This is a genomic window from Azospirillum sp. TSO35-2, assembly GCF_003116095.1.
GTDB lineage: Bacteria > Pseudomonadota > Alphaproteobacteria > Azospirillales > Azospirillaceae > Azospirillum.
Window position 1 is genome coordinate 1,593,294 of sequence record NZ_LGRA01000021.1, and the last position, 19,287, is coordinate 1,612,580.

Annotated in this window: 14 protein-coding genes and 1 pseudogene; 7 read left to right on the forward strand and 8 right to left on the reverse strand. The window is 67.2% G+C overall.

The window, feature by feature from the left end; genetic code table 11:
* Positions 1-148: 148 nt before the first annotated feature.
* The 4 genes from TSO352_RS23335 to TSO352_RS23350 all read right to left on the reverse strand — a co-directional run bounded on the left by TSO352_RS23335 (position 149) and on the right by TSO352_RS23350 (position 5,777).
* A complete protein-coding gene (locus tag TSO352_RS23335) occupies positions 149-721 on the reverse strand; it encodes a hypothetical protein (RefSeq protein ID WP_109109567.1) in 573 nt (190 codons plus the stop codon).
* A 308-nt stretch (positions 722-1,029) separates the two neighbouring features.
* Positions 1,030-3,933, reverse strand: coding sequence for a DNA polymerase I (polA, locus tag TSO352_RS23340; protein ID WP_109109568.1), 2,904 nt, complete (start codon positions 3,931-3,933; stop codon positions 1,030-1,032).
* Positions 3,934-4,044: 111 nt separating this feature from the next.
* Positions 4,045-4,800 (reverse strand): response regulator transcription factor, encoded by a 756-nt coding sequence (locus TSO352_RS23345; RefSeq protein WP_109109569.1) that lies wholly within the window; start codon positions 4,798-4,800, stop codon positions 4,045-4,047.
* Between the two features lie 122 nt (positions 4,801-4,922).
* The gene (locus tag TSO352_RS23350; RefSeq protein ID WP_109109570.1) at positions 4,923-5,777 is read right to left on the reverse strand and encodes a transporter substrate-binding domain-containing protein; all 855 of its coding nucleotides are present in this window, start codon (positions 5,775-5,777) and stop codon (positions 4,923-4,925) included.
* Between the two features lie 453 nt (positions 5,778-6,230).
* Here TSO352_RS23350 and TSO352_RS23355 point away from each other — a divergent pair, with 453 nt between their 5' ends.
* From TSO352_RS23355 to TSO352_RS23375, 5 genes are read left to right on the forward strand one after another with little or no spacing between them, the layout of a single operon-like run.
* On the forward strand, positions 6,231-7,901 hold the full coding sequence (locus TSO352_RS23355) for a SpoIIE family protein phosphatase (protein WP_109109571.1): 1,671 nt from the start codon (positions 6,231-6,233) through the stop codon (positions 7,899-7,901).
* A 14-nt stretch (positions 7,902-7,915) separates the two neighbouring features.
* Positions 7,916-8,461 carry a SiaB family protein kinase gene (locus TSO352_RS23360; RefSeq protein ID WP_109109572.1) on the forward strand — a complete coding sequence of 182 codons (546 nt, stop codon included), beginning with the start codon at positions 7,916-7,918 and terminating at the stop codon, positions 8,459-8,461.
* Between the two features lie 19 nt (positions 8,462-8,480).
* Positions 8,481-8,855, forward strand: a complete 375-nt coding sequence (gene siaC, locus TSO352_RS23365) for a biofilm regulation phosphoprotein SiaC (protein ID WP_109109573.1) — start codon at positions 8,481-8,483, stop codon at positions 8,853-8,855.
* Between the two features lie 14 nt (positions 8,856-8,869).
* The gene (locus TSO352_RS23370) at positions 8,870-9,781 is read left to right on the forward strand and encodes a HAMP domain-containing sensor histidine kinase (RefSeq protein ID WP_109109574.1); all 912 of its coding nucleotides are present in this window, start codon (positions 8,870-8,872) and stop codon (positions 9,779-9,781) included.
* Positions 9,778-10,521 (forward strand): diguanylate cyclase, encoded by a 744-nt coding sequence (locus TSO352_RS23375; RefSeq protein WP_109109575.1) that lies wholly within the window; start codon positions 9,778-9,780, stop codon positions 10,519-10,521. The genes TSO352_RS23370 and TSO352_RS23375 overlap by 4 nt, the downstream gene beginning before the upstream one ends.
* Before the next feature lie 37 nt (positions 10,522-10,558).
* Here the strand turns inward: TSO352_RS23375 and TSO352_RS23380 are convergent, their stop codons facing one another.
* The gene (locus TSO352_RS23380; protein WP_199231700.1) at positions 10,559-11,158 is read right to left on the reverse strand and encodes an Hsp20/alpha crystallin family protein; all 600 of its coding nucleotides are present in this window, start codon (positions 11,156-11,158) and stop codon (positions 10,559-10,561) included.
* Between the two features lie 587 nt (positions 11,159-11,745).
* On the opposite strand from TSO352_RS23380, the gene TSO352_RS23385 reads away from it, so the two are divergent.
* On the forward strand, positions 11,746-12,567 hold the full coding sequence (locus TSO352_RS23385) for a formate/nitrite transporter family protein (protein WP_109109576.1): 822 nt from the start codon (positions 11,746-11,748) through the stop codon (positions 12,565-12,567).
* 149 nt (positions 12,568-12,716) lie between these two features.
* Positions 12,717-13,419: pseudogene (locus TSO352_RS23390) on the forward strand (integrase core domain-containing protein); the annotation flags it as partial.
* Positions 13,420-13,466: 47 nt separating this feature from the next.
* Here TSO352_RS23390 and TSO352_RS23395 read toward each other — a convergent pair.
* The 3 genes from TSO352_RS23395 to TSO352_RS23405 are packed head-to-tail and all read right to left on the reverse strand — an operon-like array spanning position 13,467 to position 19,286.
* On the reverse strand, positions 13,467-14,732 hold the full coding sequence (locus tag TSO352_RS23395) for an MFS transporter (protein ID WP_109110827.1): 1,266 nt from the start codon (positions 14,730-14,732) through the stop codon (positions 13,467-13,469).
* A 28-nt stretch (positions 14,733-14,760) separates the two neighbouring features.
* Positions 14,761-16,158, reverse strand: a complete 1,398-nt coding sequence (locus TSO352_RS23400; protein WP_109109577.1) for an efflux transporter outer membrane subunit — start codon at positions 16,156-16,158, stop codon at positions 14,761-14,763.
* Between the two features lie 2 nt (positions 16,159-16,160).
* A complete protein-coding gene (locus TSO352_RS23405) occupies positions 16,161-19,286 on the reverse strand; it encodes a multidrug efflux RND transporter permease subunit (protein WP_109109578.1) in 3,126 nt (1,041 codons plus the stop codon).
* Position 19,287 lies beyond the last annotated feature (1 nt).

The window sequence follows — 19,287 nt, forward strand, 5'->3', positions numbered from 1 at the left end:
CAGAACAGTTCCATTCGAGTTCATGAAATTACCGGACCCCAAGCCCACGCCCGGAGCGGTTCAATAATGGAGATCGGAACGGTCAGGTAATTAAATGATTTTCATTATAGAGACTGAACTGTTCCGCTTTCGAGTTCCGCCATAACCTTCAGGTGAAGTTGTCGGAGAGCCCGAGATTTTTCAGATCGAAGCCAGCGTCCTTGCAGGTCTGCCGGATCTGACGGACGGCAACCAGCAGTTCCTTGCTCTGGCTGAGCGTCGGCGGCGTCCGCAGGATCTGCGCGAAGAGTTCCTGGTTCATTTCGAAGGCCATCGGGTTCGAAGGATCGCCCTGGAGATACAGGGTGAGCATGTCGTCAAAGATGTTGCTGTCGACGGTACGTGACTTCGACGTCTTCACCCGCTTGAACCAGCTCATGCTTTTCGCCAGCTTGGAGTTCTGTTCGACCGTCTTCATCTCTCGGGCGAGCTTGGCGTAGGCTTTGCTGTCGTCGTCCTTGTCGCGCAGGAACATCTTGAAGATGCACAGAGCCTTGGTCTTGGTTGGCTCACCCCGGAAGTCCAGCACCATCCATGGGAACAGCACACGCTTGAGTCGGTCGGTCGAGGCTTGAACAGAATCTCCCACGCTGCTCGACGCGATGCGCGACAAGGCGGCGTAAACAAGCGCCCGGCGAACGTCCAGCGGGGCAAAGGCGATGGTGTGGGCAACCGTCTTCACGCCAACCCCTCCTCGATTAAGGATATTTTCGTTCCGTCCGGGTTAGCACACATAATGATGCAGGCTCAATATATTGCGGACCGGTCCGGGCTGGCCGATCCGCCTAGCCGGTGGGAGGTTGGATGCCCGCTTCCAATCCTGCCGGCGTCATCCCCGCGGACGCGGGAATCCTGGTTTTTCCGCAGGAAGATCAATGGGAAAGCTGGATTCCCGCCTCCGCACGGATGACGGGAATCCATTGATTGGGATCGTCTCGTTCCGAAGCGGCGGCCCTGCAGTTCCAGCGGGGCCGCTCCGCTCGCGGCGCCTCAATGCGCCTCTTCCCAATTGTCGCCGATCCCCGCCTCGGCCACCAGCGGCACGCCCAGGTGGGCCGCGCCCTCCATCACCCCACGCACGATCTTCGCAGCCTCTTCCGCCTCCGCTTCCGGCACCTCGAACAGCAGTTCGTCGTGCACTTGCAGCAGCATGCGGGCGTTGCTGCCGGCGGCGGCCAGGGCGGCGGGCATGCGGTTCATCGCGCGCTTCATGATGTCGGCCGCCGTCCCCTGGATCGGGGCGTTGATGGCCTGACGCTCGGCGAAGGCGCGGCGGGCGGCGTTCTTGTCCTGGATGCCGGGCATGTAGCAGCGGCGGCCGAACAGGGTCACGACATGGCCGTGCTGCCGGGCGAAGGCCTTGGTCGCCTCCATCCACACCTTCAGCTCGTGGAAGCGCTCCAGATAGGCCTTGATGAAGGTGTTGGCCTCGCCGGGGGTGATGCCGAGCTGGCGGCTGAGGCCGAAGCCGGAGATGCCGTAGATGATGCCGAAGTTGATCGCCTTGGCCTTGCGGCGGATGTCGGACGTCATCTGGTCGAGCGGGATGCCGAACACCTGGGCGGCGGTGGCGGCGTGAATGTCCAGACCGTCGCGGAAGGCATCCTTCAGCGCCTGGATGTTCGCCATCTCCGCCACCAGACGCAGCTCGATCTGTGAATAGTCGACGCTCAGCAGCTTGCAGCCGGGGGAGGCGACGAAGGCGCGGCGGATCTTCTTGCCCTCCTCCGTCCGCACCGGGATGTTCTGCAGGTTGGGGTCGGTCGAGGACAGGCGGCCGGTGTTGGTCGCCGCCAGGGCGAAGGCGGTGTGGACGCGGCCGGTGACCGGGGAGATCTTCTCCTGCAGGGCGTCGGTGTAGGTGCTCTTCAGCTTGGCAAGCTGGCGCCAGTCCAGCACGCGCTGGGCGATGGTGTGGCCCTGCTCCGCCAACTCCTCCAGCACGCTGCTGTCGGTGGAATAGGCGCCGGTCTTGCCCTTCTTGCCGGTGCCGAGCTTCAGCCCGTCGAACAGGATCTCGCCGAGCTGCTTGGGCGAGCCGATGTTGAAGCTCTGGCCGGCCAGCGCGTGGACATCCTTCTCGATCTCGACGAGGCGGACCGAGAGATCCTGCGACAGGCGGGCCAGCGCGCCCTGGTCGATGCGCACGCCGGCGCGCTCCATGTCGGCCACCACCGGGACCAGCGGGCGGTCGAGCGTCTCATAGACGGTGACCATGCGCTCGTCGACCAGCCGGGGCTTCAGCAGGGTCCACAGCCGCAGGGTGATGTCGGCGTCCTCCGCCGCGTAGGCCAGCGCCTTGTCCAGTGGCACGCGGTCGAAGGTGATCTGGTTCTTGCCGGTGCCGCAGACCTCCTTGAAGGGGATCGGGGTGTAGGCGAGGTGCAGTTCGGCCAGCTCGTCCATGCCGTGGCCGTGCGCCCCGCCCTCCAGCACGTAGGAAATCAGCATGCTGTCGTCGATCGGCGCCACCTGGACGCCGTTGCGGGCGAAGAGCTGGTGGTCGAACTTGAAGTTGTGGCCGATCTTCAGGACCGCCGGGTCCTCCAGCACGTCCTTCAGGATCGCCATCGCCTCGGCGGTCGGGATCTGCACCGGCGGCGGCGGGGCGTCGAAGTCGAGCTGGCCGGCGGCGGTGGCGGCCGTGCCATGGGCGAGCGGGATGTAGCAGGCCAGCCCCGGCGCGGTCGACAGCGACACGCCGACCAGCGTCGCGGTGGCCGGGGTCAGGCTGTCGGTCTCGGTGTCCACCGCCAGCACGCCGGTCTCGCGGGCGCGGTCGACCCAGGCGCGCAGCGCATCGGCGTCCTGCACCAGTTCGTAACGGACCTCCGGCACGTTCAGCACCGCCTTGCGGGCTGGGCGCGCCTCCGCCGGGGCCTCGGCCGTCGCCGGGGTGGCGGACGCCGTGGGAGTCGCGGTGGCGGCCCCGGAAACGGAGGATGCGGCGGCGCCATCGGCGATGCGACCGTCCTTCTGCATCTCCATCTCGACGCGCGAGACGATGGTGCGGAAGCCCTGCGCCTTCAGGAAGTCGATCAGCTTCTGGTGGTCGGGCTCGCGGACCCGCAGTTCCTCCAGCGGCTTGGGCGGCGGGGCGTGGTCATCGAGCAGGACGAGGCGGCGGGAAACGCGGGCCTGGTCGGCGAACTCGATCAGCTTCTGGCGGCGGGCCGGCTGCTTGATCTTCTCCGCGTTGGCCAGGAGCGATTCCAGGTCGCCGTACTCGGTGATCAACTGGGCGGCGGTCTTGATGCCGATGCCCGGCACGCCCGGCACATTGTCGACGCTGTCGCCGGCCAGCGCCTGGACGTCGACCACCTTGTCCGGCGCGACGCCGAACTTCTCGAACACCTCGTCGGGGCCGATGGTCTTGTTCTTCATCGGGTCGAACATGCCGATGCCGGGGCCGACCAGCTGCATCAGATCCTTGTCCGACGACACGATGGTGACGGGCCGGCCGGCGTCGCGGGCCAGACGGGCGTAGGTGGCGATCAGGTCGTCGGCCTCGTAGCCCTCCAGTTCCAGGCAGGGCAGGCAGAACGCCTCCGTCGCCTCGCGGATCAGGGCGAACTGCGGCTTCAGCTCCTCCGGCGGCTCGGGGCGGTGGGCCTTGTAATCGGGGTAGAACTCGTTGCGGAAGTTCAGGCGCTTGCTGTCGAACACCACCGCGACCGCCTCCGCCTTGATGTCGGCCAGCAGCTTCAGCAGCATGTTGGAAAAGCCGAGCACCGCGTTGACCGGCGTGCCGTCCGGCCGCGTCAGCATCGGCAGCGCGTGGAAGGCGCGGAAGATGAAGCCGGAGCCGTCGACCAGATACAGGCCGCTGCGGTCGCCGGTGGGATCGACCGTGGCGGATTGGGCCGTGGTGAGGTCAGCGCTGGCGTCGGTCATGGTGCTCTCGTGTCCCTTCCTTGCGGGCGCTACCATCGCCGAAGGAGGGCCGGGAGTCGAGAGGGCAGACCCGCCATCATGGCCCGGAACCGCAGCCCCGGCCGGGGTGCCTCAACCGGCGGCGCCATCCTCCACCGCGCTGCTGACGACGGTGCCGACGAAGGCGTAGCCGACGCCGTGCACCGCCTGCACCGGCAGGGCGCAGCCGCTGCGCTCCTCCACCTTGATGCGCAGGCGGCGGACCAGCGAATCGATGGAGCGGCTGTAGGGGTCCCAATCGCGGCCGGTCAGGGCCACCGAGATGTCCTGGCGGCTGACCGGCTCGCCGGGGGCGGTGACCAGCAGCGACAGGAACTTGTACTCGGTCGCGGTCAGCGGCACGGCGGACCCGGTCGGCGGCTGGATGCGCCATTCGATGTCGTCGAACACCCAGGACTTGCGCGACTCCGCGCCCCCGGGCGCCGCGCCGGACGCGGTCTCCGCCGGGGCCGGGGTGGCGGCCGCCTTCTGCATCCGGCGCAGCAGCGCCTTGATCTGCGCCTCCACCTCGCGGAAATCGACCGGCTTGACCAGATAGACGTCGGCGCCCAGCTCCAGCCCGATCACCCGGTCGATCAGCCCCGACCGCGCCGTCAGCATGATGATCGCGGCGGACGACGAGGCGCGGATCCGCCGGGCGACGGAGAACCCGTCCTCATCCGGCAAGTTGATGTCCAGCACGATCACATCGGCCGGGCCATCCTCCAGCAGCCGATCCAATTCCGAACCGCGCGAGGCCCCCCGGACATCGAAGGCGCAACGGTCCAGATATTCGACGAGATCATCGCGCAGGTCGGTTTCGTCTTCGACCACTATGATGCTGGCCACGACGCCTTACGCCCCCCGTTCACAGTCGTACAGGTTCAGACTCATACACCGGTATACTAAACGCCCCAACGGGTTACGCCAACCGAATCCAGCCGGCCTGTCGCAATCCGCATCCCGACCGGCTACCGGTTCGACAGGTACCGGTCACCGACCGTTGCGGCGTAGCGCGCCACCGCGGCGCGGTCGATCGCGTCGACCCGGCCGCTGGCCTTCAGTTCGGCGAAGCAGCGGTCGAACTCGGCGCGCAGGCCATGGTCGCGGAACACCATGCTGTAGGGGGTCGGCGGGAAGATGGCGGTGAACACCACCTCCTGCCCGGCGTCGAAGGGCAGCCCGGCACCGGCCTTGCCCTTCTCCATCAATTGACGGTTGTACTCGGCGAAGATCAGGCCGTCGGCCAGCACCGCGTCCACCCGGCCGGCGAACAGCAGGTTGGAATGGACCATCTGGTCGGCCCGCTCGCGGAAATCGCCGAAGCTGGGGATCGCGGCGCGCAGGCCGGGCAGCACGTCGGGGGCGCCGGCGAAGGTGATCACCCGCTTGCCGGCCAGATCGGCCAGCGATCCGACGCGCAGGCCGCTGCTCTTCAGCACCGAGGCGCCGTTCTGATACAGGATGTAGGGGACGGAGCGCTCGCCCGGCAGGTCCACCCCAGCGGGAACGGTGCTCACCGCGTCGGCCGGCGCCCCGTCGCGGAAGTCGGCCCAATGGCGGCCGAACGGCACGACCTTGAACCGCACCTGATGGCCGCAGGCGGCGAAGGCCTCACCGATGATCGACGCCTCGCGCCCGGTGCCGTCGGACGCCACCATCGGCGGCAGTTCCGGCGCCAGCACCGTCACCGTGCGGGCCGCCGACGGCGCACCGGCGGCGCAGAGAGCCGCCAGCGCGGCCGCCAGACCGCCGAACACGCGACCGGCGCGCTTTCCCGTCGCCCGCTTCGTCCCGATCCGCTCTGCCCCGATCTGCTCTGCCATCGTCCACCCTCGCCTGCGCCGCAAGACCGGCCCGCCGCACCGCCCCCTGCCGCGGTACGCCGGAAGGGTAGCATGGGGGACGCAGACCCCGTCCACGGAAAAGCGGCCGTCCCGAAGCAACTCCCGAAGTCCCGGCAGCCCTGGACTGTTACAGTTCGTCGCATTTTGCCGTCGTTTGTTGCAGCCGGTTGCCGGTTGCGGCCATTTTGTTGGCGTTCCTACAATCAAGACGTCCTTTGCCGCATGTTCTTTCAGGACTGATTAACACCATCGTGCTAAGAATGAGTCCGCCCGCCTCCGGCATCGCGCCACGATGACTGACGGTGCGCCGCACGCCAGAGTGGCTTTACTGATGAGCTTGGGCATACCGGGGATCATGCCGACCGGATCGGCGACGTCATGAGCGGACAGGCGCCGGCCGACCGGGCCAGCAGCCGGGTCAGGAGACTGTGGATGACCGTCACGGGATGGGACGACGCCGAATCCTACACGCTTCGCGGCGCGGGCCCCCAGGGCTCGGGCGGCGCCGACCGTCAGGCCGGCGGCACCTCGCTGCTGACCCGCGTCATCCTGATGATCGTCGGCTGCACGCTGCTGGTCGGCGTCGTCGCGATGGGCGTGTCCTCCATGCTGGTCGGCCGGCAGCAGCGCGAGGCGCTGACCCACCGCGCCACGCTGGTCGGCACGCTGCAGGCCGCGGCCATGGGGCAGGCGGTGTGGGAATACGACACCCGCGCGGTGGAGGGGATGTTCCGCGCCCTGCTGGCCGAGGATCCGGCGGTGCGCAGCGTCAAGGTGTGGGCCGCCACCGGTGGCCGCGCCCCGCAGAGCGAGCCGCTGGCCGCGCTGGAACGTCCGGCCGGCCGGGCGGAGGTGACGGTCGTCGAGCGTCCGGTCAGCATTTCCGACGCCGAGGGGGAGCGCACGGTGGTCGGCGTGCTGCGCCTGACCTATTCGCTGGAGGAGGCGGAGAGCGCCACCCTGACGGCGCTGGCGCCGATGGCCGGGCTGGTGTTCTTCTCGCTGCTGGCGGTCATCGGCATGATCAGCATCCTGCTGAACCGGCTGGTGCTGGCGCCGCTGGCGCGGCTGACCCGCTCCGCCCGCGCGATCGCCGCCGGCGACTACCGGGTCCGTCTGCGCAACAGCCGCGCCGACGAGATCGGCCAGTTGACCGTCGCCTTCAACCACATGGCCGAAACCGTCCACGACTACACCGAACGGCTGGAACAGCGCGTCGCCGAACGGACGGAGGCGTTGCACCACTCCAACGAACAGCTGGCGGTGGTGAACCGGCAGGTGATGGACAGCATCCAGTACGCCAGCCTGCTGCAATCGGCCATCCTGCCCGACGAACGGGCAATGGCCCGGCGGCTGGCCGGGCTGTGCGTGCTGTGGCGTCCGCGCGACGTGGTGGGCGGCGACGTCCACATCTTCCGCGAGCTTGATGACGGCTGTTTCCTGATCGGTGTCGCCGACTGCTCCGGCCACGGCGTGCCGGGCGCCTTCATGACGATGATGGTCAACGCCGTGCTCGACCATGTGCTGTCGCACACGCCCGACGGCGACCCGGCGGCGATCCTGGGCGGGCTGAACCGCATGGTGCGGACGACCCTGGCGCGCGGCCGGGAGAATGCGCGCTTCGACAACGGGCTGGACATCGGGCTGTGCCTGGTGCGGCCGGACCGGGGCGACCTGCTGTTCGCCGGCGGGCGCATCGCGCTGCATCATGTGGACCCCGGCACCGGCGCCGTCGCCGAGGTGAAGGGCGACCCGCAGAGCCTGGGCTACCGCCGGTCCGACACCGGCCATCGCTTCACCACCCATCGGGTGGAGCTGGCGCCGGGCCGCAGCTTCTACCTGACCACCGACGGCTTCCTCGATCAGGCCGGCGGCCCGCGCGGCTTCGGCTTCGGCAACCGGCGCTTCCACGCACTGCTGCTGGAGCATGACGGCCTGCCGATGGCGGAGCGCAAGGCCGCCTTCGCCCGCGCGCTGGCCGATCACCAGGGCGACCGGCCGCAGCGCGACGACATCACGCTGGTCGGTTTTGTTCCGATTTCCGCGGCGGCTCCGCCCGAGTCCGCCGTATCATCCATGCATCCCACCCACTCGCAAGGCTAGGTCCCAAGGGCACGATGAAAGGCAACGAACTCTTCAACCTGCAAGAACTGCTGTCACGGCAGAAGCTGCTGATCTGCTTCAGCGGCCCGTTCAGCCACAGCGTCATCGAGGAGCTGGGCAAGGCGGTCCGCAACCATCTGGAAAGCGAACAGATCGAGAAGTCGGCGATCATGGACGTCTTCTCCGTCTATGTGGAGCAGGCGCAGAACGTCCGCAACTACACCGCGTCGCGCGAGGCGGCGGGCCGCCCGATCCCGTCCAACAGTGGTATTGTCGTGATCGGCAAGGAGGACGACCATTACGTCGTCAGCTCCGGCAATCTGGTGGAGGCGGACGACGTGCCGGGGCTGTCGGCGATGCTGGAGCGGCTGCGCGGCCTGGACAAGGCCGGGCTGAAGGCGGCCTACAAGGAGCAGTCGCGCAAGCCGCGCGACGCGGGCGCCGGCGGCGCCGGCCTTGGCCTGATCGACATGGCGCGCAAGGCCACCCGGCCGCTGGAGTATTCGGTGCGCGCGGTGGACGACCGCTATTTCTTCTTCAGCCTTGAAGTCCAGCTGTAAAAAATACGGAACCTGCATAATGGACAGTTTGCGGATCGAGGGAACCTCCTGCTCGCCCCTGATCGACTTCGATCCGGCGACCGGCATCCTGCGGATCGAGGGGGAATCCTATCCCGAGAACTCCTTCGACTTCTACGCCCCGGTGTTCACCTGGCTTGAGGATTACCTGAAGGAACCGGCGGCGGCCGTGGTGCTGGACATCGGGCTCAGCTACCTCAACACCAGCAGCATCAAATGCATGATCGACGTGCTGGAAATGCTGGACGGCGCCCATCAGAACGGGCAAGCCGTGTCGGTGCGCTGGCATTACGACCGCGACAACGACCGCGCGCTCGACATGGCGGAGGAGTTCGCGGAGGACGTGTCGCTGCCCTTCGAAATCCTGGCGCATTAGGGACACCCCAACCGATGCGGTCGCAGGAACAGGAGCTTCGCGAGTGGATGCAGCGGCTGGCCGAAGACCCGGCCAACGCCGACAACCCGCTGCTGCCCGAACTCCAGAAGCTGGCGGACCGGCACGGCAAGCTGCTGCGCCAGTTCCGCAAGATCGCCAAGATCAGCGACCGTCTGCAGACCGAGACCAAGGAGATGGCGCGGCAGCAGCGCCAGTTCGTCCTGATGGTCAGCCACGAGTTCCGCACGCCGCTGGCGATCATCGACAGCGCCTCGCAGATGCTGGAGATCGAGCCGAAGCTGCCGGTGTCCGCCATCGGGCGCGTCGCCAAGATCCGCAACGCGGTGCAGCGGATGCTGCACCTGATCGAACGCTGCCTGACCGACGACCGGCTGGGCACCGTCGCCGCCAAGCCGACCTCCTTCGACCTTGCCGCGATGCTGGGCGATCTGGTGTCGGGCCTGCGCGCCGGCACCATGACCCATCGGCTCGACGTCCACGGCTTCGACCGTCCGATTCCCATCCCGGGCGACCGCGACCTTCTGGCCGTTGTCTTTTCCAACCTTCTGGAAAACGCTGTCAAATACTCGCCGAACGGGGGAACGATCCGCCTCGACCTCTCCACCGGCGAGGGGCAGGTCGTGGTGCGGGTGACCGACGACGGGATCGGCGTGAACGCCGCCGACGCCGCGCGGTTGTTCGACAAGTATTACCGCGCCTCGAACGCGGCGGGGACGACCGGGGCCGGGCTTGGGCTGCATCTTGCCCGCTGCATCGTGCAGTCGCACGGCGGCGGGATCACGGTGACGAGCGAGCCGGACCGCGGCTCGACCTTCACCGTCCGGCTGCCGGCGGTCCTGCAGCCGCCATCCGTGGCGGTGGCGTCACCGCAGACGGCGGACGTGCCGGAGGAGCTGCCGTCATGACGGACGGCCTGAACAGGCGTTTGATGGTGCGGCGGGGAACGGTGGGAATGATGCTGCAAGAGCAGAAGCTTCAGGACTGGCTCCGCCGCCTGTCGGAAAACGAGGACTACGCCGGCCATCCGCTGATGGCGGAATTCCGCGCGCTGGCGGGCGAGCACCTGAAGCTGATGCGGCAGTTGACCAAGATCGCCAAGATCAGCGACCGCATGCAGACCGACACCCGCCAGATGGCGCAGACGCTGCACGCCGCCTCGCAGACCGACCCGCTGACCGATCTGCCCAACCGCCGCCACATGATCGAACGGCTGGAGGCGGAGCTGGGCCGCATCGCCCAGCAGGGCGGCGGCTTCGCGCTGATCATGCTCGACATCGACCATTTCAAGGCGATCAACGACGCCTTCGGCCACACCGCCGGCGATCTGGTGCTGGTGGAGTTGGCCGGCCTGCTGCGCCGGAACCTGCGCAGCCACGACCTGTGCGCCCGCTGGGGCGGCGAGGAGTTCCTGATCCTGCTGGCCGGCGCCGACCAGTTCCAGGCCGAGGCGGTGGCGGAAAAGCTGCGCGACCTGGTCGCCCAGCATCCCGTCACCCATCAGGGCCGCAGCATCGGCGTGACCCTCAGCCTCGGCGTGGCGAGCCACCGGCCGGGCGGGACGGCGGACGCCTGCATCCAGGCGGCGGACGACGCGCTGTACATCGCCAAGCGCGCCGGCCGCAACCGCTGGGCCGCGGCGGCCTGAACCACCGCCACGGCCCGGATCGACCGTAACGGCGCCGTCAGCCCTGGGTGATGGCGATCTTGCGCGCCGCCGGCTGGGTGGGACCGGTCTTCGGCAGCGTGACGGTCAGCACGCCGTTCTTCAGGCCGGCGGTGATGCCCTCCGGATCGACGTTGGCCGGAAGCTGGAACGACCGCACGCACACGCCGTAACGCCGTTCCGAGACGCTGCGGTTCTTGTCCTTCTCCTCCTTTTCCTCCTTCTTCTCGGCCCGGACGGTCAGGATGTCGTCCTGCAGGCCGACCTCGATGTCCTTGTCCTCCAGGCCCGGCATTTCCAGTGTCAGGCGATAGTCGGCCTCGCGCTCGTCGACGTCGACCGCCGGGATGATCGCGTCCATCGGCTCATCGACGCGCAGCAGCGGCTCCATCCCGAAGCCGGGCCGGCGGCCCCACAGCGCCATGGGCGAGCGGAACATCGACGACGCCTCGTCGAACAGGCGGTCGAACTCGTTGCGCAGGGCAAGGAAGGGATGGCGATTGCGCTCGGCCATCGTCCTGGCCGCGGTCTGGGTGGTCGGTGTGGTCGTCGCCCCGGTGGCCGCGCCGGTGGTCTGGACGTCCTGCTTTTTCTGATCGGTCATGATCGTGTCAGCCATGATGTCCTCCTGGATGCCGCTCGTGCCGGAAACGAGCCCCGGCCGGCGTTGAAATCCCGTGCCTGGAAGACTGGCCCGACCGCGGTTGCAACGCATTAATCTGGATTAATGCCGGGACTATGCCGAAAGGCGATCGCCCCTCCGTGGCGTTGCGGTTCGCCGGTCGGGTGCAAAGCTTGCGTAGGGCTGGCGTGCTTTCCCACCAAGTCCGGAGGAAGAGGGGGGAGCCCGACGGAGAAAGCGGAACCGGACCGCGACCGCCGCGCTTGAGCTGAACAGCACGCGCTGTTCCGGCCCCCGGACTGGCCGCCCCCACCGGACGCGACACCCCACCGGGCAGCCGTGAGCGGCAGGAGATGGCAGCGTGCCAGGGAACAGGTGGTGCCACACGCAAGTTGGCCGTTCGGCTGCCCCGAAAGACCGATGGCAACGGCGATGCGACGCCATCATCTTGAGATCATGGCGGAGGCGACAACGACCCGGTGGCCCTCCGGATTGCCGCAGCCGCTGGTTCGTCCATTGCGAACGGTGGGTTCGATCGCCGTCCGCCGCCGCCATGTTCCCCCGACGTTTCCCGGAGACCGCCCGTGCCCGACGTCAGCGATCCCCGTCTCGACCAAGCGGAGCGGGACGAAGTCAAGGAACGCTCCAACCCGCCGGCCCTGATCCTGCACGAGGCCATCCGCCTGGAGGGCGAGGAGGAGTTGAAGCGGCCGACCGCGTCCCTGCTGTGGTCGGGTCTGGCCGCCGGGCTGTCGATGGGCTTCTCCATGGTGGGCGAGGCGCTGCTGATGGCGCATCTGCCCGACGAGCCGTGGCGGCCGCTGGTCGCCAGCTTCGGCTATTGCTTCGGCTTCCTGATCGTCATCCTCGGCCGCCAGCAACTGTTCACCGAGAACACGCTGACCGTCATCCTGCCGCTGCTCCACCGCTGGTCGGCCGGGAACCTGATGAAGGTGGCGCGGCTGTGGACGCTGGTGTTCGTGGCGAACATCGTCGGCACGCTGCTGTTCTCCGCCTTCGCCGCCGGAACACCCACCTTCACGCCCGCATTGACCGCGAACTTCGCCGAGTTGGGGCGGAACGCCGCCGATTCCGGCTTCTGGACCACCACCCTGCACGGCGTGCTGGCCGGCTGGCTGATCGCGCTGCTGGTGTGGATCACGCCATCGGTCGGGCAGGCGCGCTTCTTCGTCATCGTCGCCCTGACCTACCTGATCGCGCTCGGCAAGTTCGCCCACGTCGTCGCCGGATCGGTCGAAGTGTCCTTCGCCGCCATGACCGGCGAGGTGAGCTGGAGCGGCTACGCCTTCAGCTTCCTGCTGCCGTCGCTGATCGGCAATGTGCTGGGCGGTGTCGGGCTGGTGGCGCTGATCAACCATGCCCAGGTCCGACAGGACCACACGTAGGGTCCGACAGGACCACACGTAGCGTCCGACAGGACCACATTTCCGCCGCGGCCGGTCAGCCAGCCGATGACCCCCGACCTGAAAACCCCTCCAGGCAAGCTGCGAGTTTTCCGGCAAGATTGCTAACCTGAAGCGGGGAGCTCTTGTCGATGAGGACATCGAAGTTCACCGAGGAGCAGATCGCGTTCGCTCTTCGGCAGGCCGAGCTGGGAACACCCGTGGCGGAGCTCTGCCGGAAGATGGGGGTGAGCGAGGCAACCTATTTCCACTGGAAACAGAAGTACGGCGGGCTTGGGCCCTCCGAGCTGCGCAAGATGCGTCAACTCGAGGAGGGGAACCTCAAGCTCAAGCGTCTGGTCGCCGACCTGAGCCTGGACAAGGCAATGCTCCAGGAGGTGCTGGCAAAAAAGCCTGACGCCTGGTCGGCGGCATGTGATGGCGGCTCGCCGCCGGGAGCCCAGCACGATCACCGCCCCCAATGAGGTGCGGGCCATGGACTTTGTTTCGGATGCGCTGTTCAACGGAAAGCGCTTCCGGGCGCTGACCCTCGTCGATGTCTTCACCCGGGAGTGTCTCGCCATCGAAGTCGATCGAGGCCTGCGGGGTGAAGACGTGGTGGCGGTGTTGGACCACTGGGCCTACTGCAATCAGGTCACCCTGGATTTTTCTCGGCCGGGCAAGCCGACCGACAACGCGGTCATCGAATCCTTCAACGGGCGCTTTCGGGATGAGTGCCTGAACACGCGTTGGTTCTTGAGCCTGGAGGACGCCCGAGCCAAGGTTGAGGCCTGGAGGCGGCACTATAACGAGGACCGCCCTCACACATCCCTGGGGAGCCTGACGCCGGCCGATGAAGCGCCGGACCTCTCGCTCTGCATGGAGGGGTTTCGGGTCGAGGGTCATCTCAGATCCAGACGCATCAAAGCGGGAGACAACAGCCCGAGCAGGGTGATGGCAGCGCCCAGGAAGCCGGCGGCGGCAAAAAGCCAGTTTACGCCGACCAGATCTCCGATGGGCATTGCCAGTGCCAGTCCGGCGGGAGCCGCAAGGCCCATCAGCATGTTCATGATCGACAGAACGCGACCTTGCATGTGGTTGGGAACGATCTGTTGCAGACGCGCCATAAGAGGAACATTGCCCAAGACGAAGCTGATGTCGCTCAAGACGAAGATGACGATCGCGGTTCCAAACATCGTGCCAGGCAGCAACCCCAGCACTCCCAGAAGGACGCATGAGATCGCCAAGCCCCAGATGATCCACCGCATCGCGCGCTTGGGGGCCAGCATTGCGACAAAGATACCGCCTGCGATCATCCCGAACCCCGCCAGCCCTTCAAGCAGCGCGACGTCCGAAGCTCCACCGCCGAAGTGGTTGCGTACCAACAATGGAACCAAGGCGTAGGATGGCATGACGATAAGGACGGTGACCGTCAGTAGGCCGAAAAGGGTCCGCAGGCCCCGATCCTGCCACACGAGAGCGACGCCGTCCTTGAATTCCCGCCACAGGCTTGCCTTTCGCATCCGCGAGGGCAGTTCTTGCGCGATGGCGAAAATGCACAGCGGCACGATGCCGAGAAATGCGGTCAGCACGTCGAGGCTCAGCGCCCAGCCGATCGGCATCAGGCTGATGGCAAGGGCGCCGAGCGGTGCGGCCGCCACCGCCACGATGCCGGCCATGGTCTGGTTGAGGCCGGCGGCACGCGGCAGGAAGCCGTGCGGCACGAGCATGGCGGTGCTCGCGGTGGCCGCGGGCTGCTGAAACGCCTGCATGGCGCCGCGGACGGCCAGCATCGCATGGACGTGCCAAAGGGCGATCTGGTGTGACAGGAACAGCCAGATCAGAATGGCCATGCACAGGGCACTGACCGCATCGGCACCAATCATCAGGAGGCGGCGGCTGTAGCGGTCGGCCAATGTTCCGCCGAGCGGGGCAAGCACGGCTTGCGGCAGCAGCGCAAAGATGCTGGCCATCGCGAGCGCCGAGACGCTGCCCGTCGTGTCGGTGATCCACCACATCAGAACGAATTGCGTCAGCGCGGAACCGATCAGTGACAGTGACTGGCCGATGAAGATCGACCAGTAGCGGAGCTGCCAGCCTGTTCCGGGGCCGCGCTGCTCCAGGGTGGCAGAGGAAACCGCACCTGGCGCGGGAGGCGGATTCACCATGATCAAGGCCAACCTCGGCGTTCGGAACTCAGGGCTTGGCGTCGCCGCCAAGCGCGCGGTAGAGACCGACCGTGCTCGCCAATTCCTGCCGGCGGACCTCCAGCAGCGCCTGCCGGGCGGCGTAGACGCCCCGCTGCGCGTCGAGCAGGTCGAGCCGGCTGTCCAGCCCGGCCCTGTAGCGCATGTCGGCGAGCGATTGCCGACGCTCGGCGACCGTCGCCGCTTCGGCTTGCGCCGCCCGCTGCCTGGAATAGGTCGCGCGTGCCGCAAGCCCATCGGCCACCTCGCGGAATGCGGACTGGATCGCCTGCTCGTACCGGGCGACGGCCGTGTCCTTGCGCACCTTCGATGCGTCGAGGTTTCCCTGGAGAGCGCCCGCCTGGAAGATCGGCGCGGTGATCTGCGGAGCGAAGGACCAGGCCTGATTGGCACCGGCGAACAGGCTGCCCAGGGCCTGACTTTCGAAACCATACTGTGCGGTCAGCGAAAGACGCGGGAAGAACGCGGCGCGCGCGGCGCCAACGTCGGCATTGGCGGCCTTCAGCTCATGCTCGGCCTGAAGAATGTCCGGTCGGCGCAGCAGCAGATCGGACGGGAGCCCGGCGGTCAACTGCGCCTCGATCGGCTGCCCCATCAGCGGAATGGAAGGCGGCAGATTGGAAGGAAGCGGCGCGCCGACCGCGAGAACCAGCGCATTGGTCGCCTGATCGCGCTCGCGCCGCCGTTGCTCCAGGTCGGCCTCCGCCTGCCGCACCAAGCCTTCCGCCTGTGCCACCTCGGTCCCGCCGGTCTGGCTGGCTCCGCGCAGACGCCGCGTGATGTCCAGCGAGCTGCGCCAGTCCTTGAGGGTCGCCTCGACGAGGGCCAACTGCTCGTCACCCAGCCGTTCGGCGAGATAAGCCTCGGCAACCGTCCCGATAACCGCAAGCCGGGCGGCGCGTGCCCCCTCCTCCGACGAGAGATAGCGTTGGAACGCCGCCTCGCTCAGCGACGCCAGGCGGCCGAAAAGGTCGATCTCGAAGCTGGCGAGTCCGGCTTGGACGGTGAACTGGTTGGACACCGTTCCGCCGGTGCCCTCCTGTCCGGATCCAACCGCCGAGACGGACGTCCGCTGCCGGTTGTAGCCGCCCTCCACCGCGACCGAGGGAAGCTGGGCGCTGCGCGCGATGCGGAGTTGGGACCGCGCTTCCGCCGCCTGCAGCAGCGCGATGCGAAGGGATCGATTGTCCGTGAGCGCCAGCTCGATCAGCTTTTGCAGGCGGGGATCGGGGTACACCCGCCGCCATTCGATCTTCGTCACGCCTGCCGCATTGGCCATCGTGGCGCCGGGGTAGCTCGCCGCGACAGGAGCGGCCGGCAGGGTCAGCTCCGGCGTCATCGAACAGCCGGCGAGCATCAGGAGCGAGGCTAGAAGGATCGCGCGCATCGTCATGCCTCCCGCGGCTGTGTGGCACCACCCGGTCGGACACGCTTAAGTCTTCGCGCCACCCCCAGCACCACCACAAAGAAGACCGGGACCAGAAACACCGCCAGCGCCGTACCCGTGATCATTCCGCCGAGCACGCCGGTGCCGATCGCGCTCTGTGTTTCCGCGCTCGCACCGGTCGCCAGCGCCAGCGGCACCACGCCCAGCGTGAAGGCAAAGCTGGTCATCAGGATCGCCCGCAGGCGTACCTTGGCCGCCGCCACCGCCGCGCGGGCGATGCCGATGCCGCTGTCATGGTACTGCTTGGCGAATTCCACGATCAGGATCGCGTTCTTGGCCGACAGGCCGATGATGGTGATCAGGCCGACGGTGAAGAACACGTCGTTCGGCATCATCCGCAGGATCACGGCCGCGAACGCGCCGATCATCCCCAGCGGCACCACCATCAGGACCGACAGCGGGATCGACCAGCTTTCGTACAGCGCGGCGAGAACCAGGAACACGACGACCATGGAAAGCGCCATCAGCATCGGGGTCTGCGCGCCGGCCTGCTTCTCCTGAAGCGACTGGCCCGTCCACTCGATGGCGAATCCCTTGGGCAGCTGCCCGGCCAGCCGCTCCATCTCGGCCAGTGCCGCGCCGCTCGACACGCCCAGGTTCGGATAGCCGGCGATCCGCATGGCGGGGTAGCCGTTGTAGCGGACCATCTGGAGCGCGCCGTGCTCCCACACCGGCCGGATCACTTCGGAGAGTGGCAACATCTGGCCGTTCGCGTTGCGCACATTGAGCTTCAGCATGTCGCCAAGCTGCATGCGCGCCGGCGCGTCGGCCTGGACGATCACCTGCTGCATCCGTCCGTTGTTGGGGAAGTCGTTGACATAGGCCGATCCCATCGCAGCCGACAGCGCGTCGCTGATGGCGGCGAATGGCACACCCATGGCCTCGGCCTTATCCCGATCGATGTCCAGGCGCAGGTGGCTGCCGGCGGGCAGGCCATCGGAGTAGACGAAGGTCACCACCTCGCTCTTGGCGGCAAGCGCCAGCAGTTGATCGCGCGCGGCGGCCAATGCCTCATAGCCCTGGCCAGCGCGATCCTCGAGCCGCAGGGTGAATCCCGAGGCGGTCCCCAACTCGTCGATCGCCGGTGGGGCAAGGCTCATCACCGTGCCTTCGTGGATCGCCTTGTTGGCCTCCGTCGCGCGGGCGATCTCGCCCTGCACGGTGGCGCCGTCACGGTCGGACCAGTCCTTGAGCACGGTGAAGGCCGTTGCCGTGTTCGGACCGGAGCCGGCGAAGCCGAACCCGTTGATGGTGACGTTGGTCTTGATTGCGGACCGGGTGGCGACATGCCGTTCGAAATTCTGAATTGCCTCGTCCGTCCTCTCGACCGTTGCGTCGGCCGGAAGCTGGACGTTGGTCAGGAAATAGCCCTGATCCTCCTCGGGAAGGAACGATGTCGGCCAGTAAAGGAAGGCCGCGACGACCATAGCGGCGACGGCGACGAACACCAGCATCGCGCGGCCCGCCCGCCGGAGCGTGGCCACCACCCAATGCGTGTAACCCACCGTCATCCGGTCGAACGTCCGGTCGAACCAGGCGAAGAACCGGTTTTTCTTCGCGTGCCCGGTGACCGGCTTGAGCAAGGTCGCGGCCAGTGCCGGCGTCAGCGACAGCGCGAGGAAGGCGGAGAACAGGATCGAGACGGCCATCGACAGCGTGAACTGGCGGTAGATCGCGCCGACCGCCCCGCTCGACAGAGCCATCGGGATGAACACGGCCGTCAGGACGGCGGTGATGCCGATCACCGCGCCGGTGATCTCCCTCATCGCCTTGCGCGTGGCCTCCTTGGGCGGCAGGCCCTCCTCATGCATGATGCGTTCGACGTTCTCGACCACGACGATGGCGTCGTCGACGATGATGCCGATCGCCAGCACCATGCCGAACATGGTCAGGACGTTGATCGAGAAGCCGGCGAGCAGCATGACCGCCAGCGTGCCGAGCAGGGCGATCGGTGCGACGATCGCCGGGATCAGCGTGTAGCGGATGTTCTGCAGGAACAGGTACATCACGAGGAAGACGAGAACCATCGCCTCGACCAGGGTCTCCAGAACCTTCTCGATCGAGATGACCACGAACGGAGCGGTGTTGAACGGAATGGCCCAGGTCATCCCCGCCGGCATGGCGCGGCCGAGGTCGGCCATCCGCTCCTCGACCGCCTTCGCCGTCGCGACGGCGTTGGCGCCGGGCGCGAGTTGCACCGCCGCCGTCGCCACCACCTTCCTATCGGCGCGGGTCGACATCATGTAGCTCTGCGGCCCGAGCTCGACCCGCGCGACATCGCCGACCGTGACCTTCGACCCATCGGGATTGGCCCTCAGAATGAGGCGGGCGAACTGTTCGGGCGTGCGGAGCTGTCCGTCGGCCGTCAGCGGCACGAGCACGCGCTGCCCTTTGACGGTGGGCGCACCGCCCAGGCTGCCGGGAGCGAGCTGGACATTCTGCTGCGCGATGGCCGTGGTGATGTCGCCGATCGACAGGCTGTAGGCAACGACCTTCGCCGGATCGACCCAGATGCGCATGGCGCGTTCGGGCGAGAAGTTCTGAACCCGCCCGACGCCGCGGATGCGCTTCAATTCCTCGGCAATGTTGCGGCTGAGATAATCGCCCAGTCCGACCTCGTCGAGGCGGCCATCCTCGGAAGCCAGGGTCACCATCAGCAGGAAGCCTGACGAGGCGGACTCGACGTTCACGCCGAGCTGGCGGACGGTTTGCGGCAAGCGCGGCTCGACCGTCTTGAGCCGGTTCTGGACATCCACCTGGGCCAGCTCGGGATCGGTCCCCGGCTGGAAGGTGACGGTGATCGTCGCCACTCCCGAGGTGTCCGTGGTCGATTCGAAATAGAGCAGGTTTTTGACGCTCGACAGCTCGCGCTCGATCAGCGCCACCACGCCGTCGTTCATCGCCTGCGGCGTGGCGCCGGGATAGGTCGCGGTGACGGTGACGGATGGCGGTGCGACGGTCGGGAAACGCGCGACGGGAAGCTGGGGAATGGCGATCAGCCCGATAAGGATGATGCCGAGCGCGATCACCCAGGCGAAGATCGGACGGTCGATGAAAAACTGAGGCATG

What these genes read in the sequence shown, in the direction of transcription:
- polA (WP_109109568.1), bottom strand. Translation starts at nt 3,933, where the DNA reads ATGACCGACGCCAGCGCTGACCTCACCACGGCCCAATCCGCCACGGTC.
- TSO352_RS23350 (WP_109109570.1), bottom strand. Translation starts at nt 5,777, where the DNA reads ATGGCAGAGCAGATCGGGGCAGAGCGGATCGGGACGAAGCGGGCGACG.
- TSO352_RS23375 (WP_109109575.1), top strand. Translation starts at nt 9,778, where the DNA reads ATGACGGACGGCCTGAACAGGCGTTTGATGGTGCGGCGGGGAACGGTG.
- TSO352_RS23355 (WP_109109571.1), top strand. Translation starts at nt 6,231, where the DNA reads ATGACCGTCACGGGATGGGACGACGCCGAATCCTACACGCTTCGCGGC.
- TSO352_RS23400 (WP_109109577.1), bottom strand. Translation starts at nt 16,158, where the DNA reads ATGCGCGCGATCCTTCTAGCCTCGCTCCTGATGCTCGCCGGCTGTTCG.
- siaC (WP_109109573.1), top strand. Translation starts at nt 8,481, where the DNA reads ATGGACAGTTTGCGGATCGAGGGAACCTCCTGCTCGCCCCTGATCGAC.
- TSO352_RS23370 (WP_109109574.1), top strand. Translation starts at nt 8,870, where the DNA reads ATGCGGTCGCAGGAACAGGAGCTTCGCGAGTGGATGCAGCGGCTGGCC.
- TSO352_RS23360 (WP_109109572.1), top strand. Translation starts at nt 7,916, where the DNA reads ATGAAAGGCAACGAACTCTTCAACCTGCAAGAACTGCTGTCACGGCAG.
- TSO352_RS23395 (WP_109110827.1), bottom strand. Translation starts at nt 14,732, where the DNA reads ATGGTGAATCCGCCTCCCGCGCCAGGTGCGGTTTCCTCTGCCACCCTG.
- TSO352_RS23380 (WP_199231700.1), bottom strand. Translation starts at nt 11,158, where the DNA reads ATGGCTGACACGATCATGACCGATCAGAAAAAGCAGGACGTCCAGACC.
- TSO352_RS23405 (WP_109109578.1), bottom strand. Translation starts at nt 19,286, where the DNA reads ATGCCTCAGTTTTTCATCGACCGTCCGATCTTCGCCTGGGTGATCGCG.